Source organism: Polaromonas sp. (assembly GCF_030682935.1).
GTDB lineage: Bacteria > Pseudomonadota > Gammaproteobacteria > Burkholderiales > Burkholderiaceae_C > Polaromonas.
In genome coordinates, this window is the sequence record NZ_JAUXNA010000153.1 from 1 (window position 1) to 8270 (window position 8270).

At 62.3% G+C, this 8270-nt stretch carries 6 protein-coding genes; 3 read left to right on the top strand and 3 right to left on the bottom strand.

The features are described 5' to 3' along the window. A partial coding sequence (locus Q8K05_RS07200; protein WP_305245825.1) for an FAD-linked oxidase C-terminal domain-containing protein occupies positions 1 to 1294 on the bottom strand: 1294 nt, incomplete at its 3' end. A gap of 219 nt (positions 1295 to 1513) precedes the next feature. On the opposite strand from Q8K05_RS07200, the gene Q8K05_RS07205 reads away from it, so the two are divergent. After that, positions 1514 to 4222 carry a chemotaxis protein CheB gene (locus tag Q8K05_RS07205; protein WP_305245826.1) on the top strand — a complete coding sequence of 903 codons (2709 nt, stop codon included), beginning with the start codon at positions 1514 to 1516 and terminating at the stop codon, positions 4220 to 4222. Between the two features lie 12 nt (positions 4223 to 4234). After that, the gene (locus Q8K05_RS07210; RefSeq protein ID WP_305245827.1) at positions 4235 to 5500 is read left to right on the top strand and encodes a PAS domain S-box protein; all 1266 of its coding nucleotides are present in this window, start codon (positions 4235 to 4237) and stop codon (positions 5498 to 5500) included. Positions 5501 to 5596: 96 nt separating this feature from the next. On the opposite strand, the gene Q8K05_RS07215 is transcribed toward Q8K05_RS07210, so the two are convergent. Together Q8K05_RS07215 and purU are read right to left on the bottom strand one after the other, a co-directional pair. Next, on the bottom strand, positions 5597 to 6496 hold the full coding sequence (locus Q8K05_RS07215) for a LysR substrate-binding domain-containing protein (RefSeq protein WP_305245828.1): 900 nt from the start codon (positions 6494 to 6496) through the stop codon (positions 5597 to 5599). Between the two features lie 3 nt (positions 6497 to 6499). Beyond that, positions 6500 to 7348: a formyltetrahydrofolate deformylase gene (gene purU / locus Q8K05_RS07220; protein ID WP_305245829.1), complete on the bottom strand. Its 849-nt coding sequence runs from the start codon at positions 7346 to 7348 to the stop codon at positions 6500 to 6502. A 140-nt stretch (positions 7349 to 7488) separates the two neighbouring features. Here purU and Q8K05_RS07225 point away from each other — a divergent pair. Next, positions 7489 to 8270 (top strand): aminotransferase class III-fold pyridoxal phosphate-dependent enzyme (locus Q8K05_RS07225; protein WP_305245830.1); only part of this gene is annotated, 782 nt, incomplete at its 3' end.

Below are 8270 nucleotides of genomic sequence, written 5' to 3' on the forward strand. Positions count from 1 at the left end.
GCTCGCCGGTGATGGTGCCGCCCATGGCGACGCTGGTTTCCAGGATGTCAGCCCCAAACAGCTCGCAGCGCCTCAGCTGGTCGGCGTCGTTGGCATCAAACAGGATCAGCGGATGCAGGTTGCCGTCGCCCGCGTGGAACACATTGGCGCAGCGCAGGCCGTATTTGATTTCCATCTCGGCAATCGCCAGCAAAATGTCGGCCAGGCGCTTGCGCGGAATGGTGGAGTCCATGCACATGTAGTCGGGGCTGATGCGGCCCGATGCCGGGAATGCATTTTTTCGGCCGCTCCAGAAACGCAGGCGTTCGGCTTCGTTCTGGCTCACGGTAATGGCGGTGGCGCCATACTGCTGGAGCACTGCGCTCATGCGGCCAATTTCTTCCTCGACTTCTTCGGGTGTGCCATCGCTTTCGCACAGTAAGATCGCTGCCGCGCTCAGGTCATAACCGGCATGAACGAAGTCTTCGACTGCGGCTGTCATGGGCTTGTCCATCATCTCCAGCCCGGCCGGAATGATGCCGGCGGCAATCACCGCCGCCACGGCATCGCCGGCTTTGCGCAAATCGTCAAAGCTGGCCATGATGCAGCGCGCCAGCTGCGGCTTGGGCACGAGCTTCACCGTGACTTCGGTCGTGACAGCCAGCATGCCTTCGCTGCCAATGATGATGCTCAGCAGGTCGTAGCCCGCGGCATCCAGCGCGTCGCTGCCAAACTCGACTTCGTCGCCCTCCATGGTGAAACCCTTCACCTTGAGCACGTTGTGCACCGTCAGACCGTATTTGAGGCAGTGCACGCCGCCCGAATTTTCAGCCACGTTGCCGCCTATGGTGCAGGCAATCTGACTGGAAGGGTCGGGTGCGTAATACAGGCCGTGCGGCGCCGCTGCATCGGAAATGGCCAGGTTGCGCACACCGCCCTGCACGACGGCGGTGCGGCTGGCCGGGTCTAGTTTGAGGATATTGTTGAACTTGGCCAGCGACAGCGTCACGCCCAGCTTGTGCGGCATGGCGCCGCCGCTCAGGCCGGTGCCGGCGCCGCGCGCCACCACCGGCACATCCAGGGCGTGGCAGGTTTTAAGCACTGCCTGCACCTCGGCATAGGTTTCGGGCAGGGCCACGACCAATGGCCGCTCGCGGTAGGCCGTCAGTCCATCGCATTCATAGGGTGTGGTGTCTTCGTTGTGCCACAGCAAGGCATGCGCGGGCAGCACGGCGCTCAGTGCGCTAACAACTTGGGATTGCCGTTCTGACCGGGTCAGTGCATCGTGCTGCTGCGGCGATAGGGGTGCGTTCATGGTGTGTGTCCAGGTTGAAGCCACACTGTAGGGCAAGCCGCGACGGGCGGGTTGAAGAAATTTAAAGCGCTGCATGAAATGGAGTTGCCGCAGTGGACGTTTCCTTAACACCGAAGCCCGTGGTCATTGCTGCTTGCACCCTGAGCGGCTGGCTGTTAAGTCGTGCACTTTCGCGGGACCTGATGTGTAAGAATGTTGGCCGAAACCTAAAAGGGCACCATGCGCAAAAAGACAGCCGATGCCGCGCCAGAGCGTATTCGGCCCACGCCCGCCCGCAAGGCACCCGCCAGGGCCGCAACCCAAAGCCCGCCTGCGAGTCTGTCCAAAGCACGCTCCAAAACGCCCTTGAAGGATGCGGACAGCGCCTTGCCCATCGTCGGTATCGGGGCTTCGGCCGGCGGGCAGGAGGCGCTGGACAGTTTTCTCTCGCATGTGCCCGAGGGCAGCGGCATGGCCTTTGTCATCATTCAGCATCTGGACCCGACGCACAAGGGCATCATGCCCGAGCTGCTGCAGCGCGCCACCGGCATGAAGGTGCAGCAGGCGGGCAACCGCATGCGGGTCAAACCCGATTGCGTCTACGTGATCCCGCCCAACAAGGACCTGTCCATCCTGCACGGTGTGCTCCACCTGCTCGATCCGGTGGCGCCGCGCGGCCTGCGCCTGCCGATTGACTTTTTCTTTCGGGCGCTGGCGCAAGACCGCAACCAGCGCGCCATCGGCGTCATCCTGTCGGGCATGGGTTTCGATGGCACGCTGGGGCTGCGCGCCATCAAGGAAAATGCCGGGCTGGCGCTGGTGCAGGCACCCGCCAGCGCCAAGTTTGACAGCATGCCGCGCAGCGCGATTGACGCCGGACTGGCCGACATCGTGGCGCCGGCAGAAGCGCTGCCAGGAAAAATACTCGACTATCTCGAACGTATTCCGGCCAGCATGCCAACCCGGTTGCTGCTGGAGATCAAGACGCAGAGCGCGCTGGAAAAGATCGTGATCCTGCTGCGCGAGCGCACCGGCAACGACTTTTCGCTGTACAAGCGCAACACCCTGTACCGCCGCATCGAGCGGCGCATGGGGCTGCACCAGATCGACACCATCGCCGCCTACGTGCGCTACCTGCGCGAAAATCCGCAGGAACTCGACTTGTTGTTCAAGGAGCTGCTGATAGGCGTCACCAACTTTTTCCGCGATCCGGCGGTCTGGGACTGCCTGCTGGACAAGGTGATCCCGGACCTGCTCGCCAGCTACCCGGCCGGCAAGGCCCTGCGTGCCTGGGTGCCCGCCTGCTCCACCGGGGAGGAAGCCTATTCCCTGGCCATCGCCTTCCGGGAGACCCTGGAGAAGATCAAGCCGCAGGGGCGCTTTTCGCTCCAGATATTTGCCACCGACCTGGACCAGGATGCCATCAACCAGGCGCGCCAGGCCGTCTATCCGGCCAACATTGCGGCCGATGTCCCGACGCAGCGGCTGGCCCGTTTTTTTGTAGAAGACGAAAAAGGCTACCGCGTCAGCAAGGCCATTCGCGAGATGGTGGTGTTTGCACCGCAAAACATCATCATGGACCCGCCCTTTACCAAGCTGGACATCCTGAGCTGCCGCAACCTGCTGATTTACCTGGGCCCGGAGTTGCAGAAAAAGCTGATCCCGTTGTTTCACTACGCCTTGAGCAGCAACGGCGTCCTGGTGCTGGGCACGTCGGAAACCGTCGGCAGCTTTACCCAGCTGTTTGCGCCGATAGAAGCCAAGCTGCGGATTTACCGGCGCAATGACCATCCCCTGTCGCTGGTCGAGGTCGAGGTCGATTTTCCGACCAAGCATTTCCCCGCCGCGCCCAGTGCTGCAGACGAGGGCCCGGTGGCGAGCGCACCCATTAACCTGCAGGCGCTGGCCGATCAGGTGCTGCTGCAGAATTTTTCCCCGGCGGCGGTGCTGGTCACTGCCGAGGGTGACATCCTGTACATCAGCGGGCGCACCGGCAAGTACCTGGAGCCGGCGGCTGGCAAGGCCAACTGGAACATCCATGCCATGGCGCGCGAGGGTTTGCGGTTTGAACTGGCGAGCGCCGTGAAAAAAGCCCTTCGGCAAGCCGGACCGGTGAAGGTCAACGGCTTGCAGGTGGGCAACAATGGCGAGGCCCGGCGCGTCGACCTCACGGTGCAGGCGATCGACAAGCCGGCGGGCCTGCGCGGACGCGTGATGGTGCTCTTTGCCGACGCGGCCGCAGAGCCTGCTGAATTGACGGTGACACGCAAGGCCGCCGCCAGTGTCGCCCATAAAAAACTGGCCGAAGCCTTGCGCCAGGCCCACGAAGACTTGCAGAGCACGCGTGAGGAAATGCAGACCTCGCAGGAGGAGCTCAAATCGACCAACGAGGAGTTGCAGTCGACCAACGAGGAACTGCAGTCGACCAACGAGGAACTGACGACCTCCAAGGAGGAGATGCAGTCGCTCAACGAAGAGCTGCATACTGTCAATGCCGAACTGCAATCCAAGGTGGACGACATGTCGATGATCAACAACGACATGAAGAACCTGCTCGACAGCACGGAAATTGCCACCGTGTTTCTCGATGGCCAGCTCAATGTGCGGCGCTTCACCCGTCATGCGGCGCCGTTGTTCAAGCTGATAGGGAGCGACGTGGGGCGGCCGCTGTCCGATATCACGACGGATCTGGACTATCCGGAACTGCAAAACGATGCCAGAGAGGTGCTGCGCACGCTGGTATTTTCCGAAAAACAGGTAGCCACTCGGGATGGGCGCTGGTTCAAGGTGCGCATCATGCCCTACCGGACCCAGGACAACATCATCAGCGGAGTGGTCATCACCATGATTGACATCAGCGAGTACAAAAAACTCGAGGCGACGTTGCAGCAGCATTCAGGCCAGGCGGCGGTTGATGCCTTTGCAGCGCCAGGGACGGGACAAGCATAGGGAGATAAAAAAATGAAGAAATATTCTGACACCTTGAATGAAGGCGCTGAACTGCGCCGCCACGCGGAGCAGCAGGTCGCGAGTCACCCTGACTTGCCTGCGGAGGGCGACTCCGCGCAGCGCTTGCTGCACGAGTTGCAGGTCTACCAGATCGAGCTCGAAATGCAGAACGAGGCCCTGCGCGAGGCGCAGCAAGAAGCAGAGTCGGCGCTGGAGCGCTACGTGGAGCTTTACGACCACGCCCCGGTCGGTTACCTGAGCCTGAGCCGAACCGGCATCATCGACCGGGCCAATCTGGCCGCAGCCGGTCTGCTCGGGCTGGAGCGCAGCAAGCTGATACGCCGGAATTTCGAGTTTTTTGTGGTGCGCCACGATGTGCCCGCCTACCGTGCGCTGATGGCGCGGGTCTATGCGGGGGGCGCCAAGGAAGTCCTGGAGCTGGAACTGGCGCTGGAAGGCAAGTCGCCGCGCTTTGTGCGCGTGGAAGCCAGTGCCGACGAATCCGGCAAAAACGCGCGGGTCGCGATGCTGGACATCACCGAGCGCAAGCGGGCCGAGCAGGTGCTCAAGGACAACGAAGAAAAATTCCGCTCCATCTACGAAGGCTCGAACGACGCCATCATGCTGCTGACCGACAAGGGGTTTTTTGACTGCAACGCGCAAACGCTGGCGCTGTTTGGGTTGGGCGACAGGGATGAGTTTATTTTCCTGCATCCGTCCCAGTTGTCCCCTGCGTTTCAGCCTGACGGACGGGATTCCTTCAGCGCTGCGAATGAACAAATAGAGGCCGGTTTTAGCCGGGGAAGCGGCCACTTCGAGTGGATGTACCAGCGCAAGAACGGTGAAGTTTTTCCGGCAGAAGTCAGTCTGACCGTCTTCACCTACCAGGGCCGGCGCGTCCTGCAGGCGACCGTGCGCGACATCACCCAGCGCAAGCGGGCCGAGGCGGCCATCCAGCAACTCAACGAGGACCTGGAACGCAAGACCGCCGGTCTTGAATCGGCCAACCGGGTGTTGCAGGCGTTCTCCGACGCTGTTTCGCACGACCTGCGCGGGCCGTTGCAGGCGCTTGACAGCTGCTCGCGCCTGCTGCGAAAGGGCTACCGGGACCAGTTTGACGCCGAAGGCGAGCGGCTGCTCCAGGGGGTGCGCGACAACGCCGAAAAACTGGTGCAACTGATGGACGAGTTGCTGGTCTTCTCGCGCGCCGGGCGCCCGCAGCCGGTGCCTGGCGATGAGAGGGGGCCAATGGATGATCCTGATCAGCTATTGATTTGATAGCTATGTGAGCCCGTATTGGTTGGGCTATTGGCATATTTCTTTTAAATTTTGTGCACTGATGCGGCCCGCGCCCCAAAAGGCGCAACAGCGACACTAGCCCAAACTCTTGCGCAGCCAGTCGGAAAATGCCGCGCACTCCCAGCGGTCCATGGTGCCGGTGCGCCAGCACAGGTAATGGGCGTGCGGACTGGGAATGCTGCTGCCAAACACCGCGTTGTGCCCCAGGCGCACCAGCGAGCCGTTTTCCAGCCAGGGCGCGCCCAGCTTCAGGCGGATCAGCGCAATGCCCATGCCTGCCGCGGCGGCATCGCACATCAGGCCGATGTCGTTGAACTGGGAGCCTTCCAGCGGCTCGGGCCAGTCGAGCTGGTGGGCCGCAAACCAGGTGCGCCAGGGCTCCAGCGGCGAGCGCAGCAGGCTTTCACCCTCCAGGTCTTCGGGCGCCTCGAACGGCCCGTGCTCGCGCACAAAGGCCGGCGATGCCAGCGGTGTGACGTCATCCGTGGCCAGGCAGACATGCTCCAGGTCGGCATAGCGCCCGGTGCCAAAGCGCACCACCAGGTCGGCGTCTTCGGCCTCCACATCCAGCAGCGGAATCGACACCTGCAGGGTCAGGTCAATCTCGGGGTAGGCTTCGGTGAACTGGCGCAGCCGCGGAATCAGCAGCGAACGCGCAAATGTGGGGGTCACAGCCAGCCGCAGCTTGCGCTTGCCGGGGTTGGCGCTTTGCCCGGCCAGGCCCGGAAACTTCTGCAGCGTGGCCAGCCCCTCGCGCACATGCGCCAGGTACTCGCTGCCTTCGGTGGTCAATGAAAAATCGGCCCGGCCAAACAGCTTGGTGCCGATGATTTGTTCGAGCTGCTTGACGCGGTGGCTGACCGCGCTGGGCGTGACGCAGAGTTCTTCGGCCGTCTGGGTGACGCTGCGCAGCCGCGCCAGTGCCTCGAACGTCAGCAGGCACTGGATGGGCGGGATGCGGGCTGCGGTGGCCATGGCTTATTTGAAAATCACGGTTTTGTGGCCGTTCAGCAGCACGCGGTGCTCGCTGTGCCATTTCACGGCGCGCGCCAGCACCTGGCTTTCGGTGTCGCGGCCCATGGCGGTCAGGTCTTCCACGGTTTTGCTGTGGTCGGCGCGCGCTACGTCCTGCTCGATGATGGGGCCTTCATCGAGGTCGCCGGTCACGTAGTGGGCGGTCGCGCCTATCAGCTTCACGCCGCGGTCATGCGCCTGGTAGTAGGGCTTGGCGCCCTTGAAGCTGGGCAAAAACGAGTGGTGGATATTGATGGCACGGCCCGCCAGCTTTTTGCACAGGTCATTCGACAAAATCTGCATGTAGCGCGCCAGCACCACCAGTTCCGCGCCTTCGGACTCGATGATCTCCAGCTGCCGGGCTTCGACCTGGGCCTTGGTCGCCGCCGTGACCGGCAGGTGATGAAACGGAATGTTGTAGCTGGCCGCCAGCTGGTAGAACGCGCGGTGGTTGGACACAATGGCGCGGATGTCCAGCGGCAGCAGGCCCGACTTGCAGCGAAACAGCAGGTCGTTCAGGCAATGGCCTTCCTGGCTGACCAGGATCACCGCGCGCATCGGCTGGGTCGTGTCGTGCAGTTTCCAGTCCATCTGGAACGGCTCGGCAAAGGTCTTGAGTGCAGCCGAGAGTTCCCCGTGCGTCAGCTGGTCGCAGGCGAACTGCACGCGCATGAAAAACAGGCCCGTGCCGGGGTCGTTGTATTGCGCGGCTTCTTCAATATTGCCGCCGTGCTCGAACAGAAAACCGGACACGGCATGAACAATGCCCCTGCGGTCGGGGCAGGACAGGGTCAGGATATAAGCGTGATTCATAGGGGGTGAATTGTCGCAGGTGGCGCCCGCCCGCGCCGGCCCTGGGCGGGTTTAGGCCGCGTGCGTGAAGTGAAGAGTGCCAGAATGCAGAAACGAGCGCGCATTCCTTCATTTACACCCTTTCTACGCAGGAGAAGCACATGGCCTATCAAGAGTTCAACATGGAGCACCAGTGGCTGCCCTTCACGCCCAACCGCAGCTTTAAAAAAGACCCGCGGATTTTTGTGGCGGCCGACGGCATGCATTTCACCACCCATGACGGCCGGCAGGTGCTCGACGGGATTTCAAGCCTGTGGTGCGTGGCCGCCGGGCACAACCGCAAACCCATCAACGAAGCCATCAAGAAGCAGCTTGACACGCTGGACTACGCCACGGCGTTCCAGGCCAGCAACGACCAGGCCTTCAAGGCCGCCGAAATGATTGCCGCCATGGCGCCTGGCGACCTGAACAAGGTGCTGTTCTGCAATTCCGGCTCCGAGGCGGCCGACACGTCATTGAAAGTGGCGCTGGCCTACCACCGGGCGCGTGGCGAGGGCCACCGCAATGTGTTCATTGGCCGCGAGAAGGGCTACCACGGCGTGGGTTTTGGCGGCATGAGCGTGGGCGGCATTCCGGCCAACCGCAAAGTCTATGGCGCGGCCCTGCTGCCGCGCGTGGACCACATGCGCTTCATCCATGACCCGGTCAACCATGCCTACATCAACGGCGTGGAGCCGGTCTGGACCGAGGATTTGCTGCTGGAGCTGGAAAACCGCATCTTGCCGCTGCATGACGCGAGCAACGTGGCGGCCATCATTGTGGAACCGGTGTCGGGCAGTGCCGGCTGGTATTTGCCGCCCCAGGGCTACTTGAAGCGTTTAAGGGAAATCTGCGACAAGCACGGCATTTTGCTGATTTTTGACGAGGTGATCACCGGCTTTGG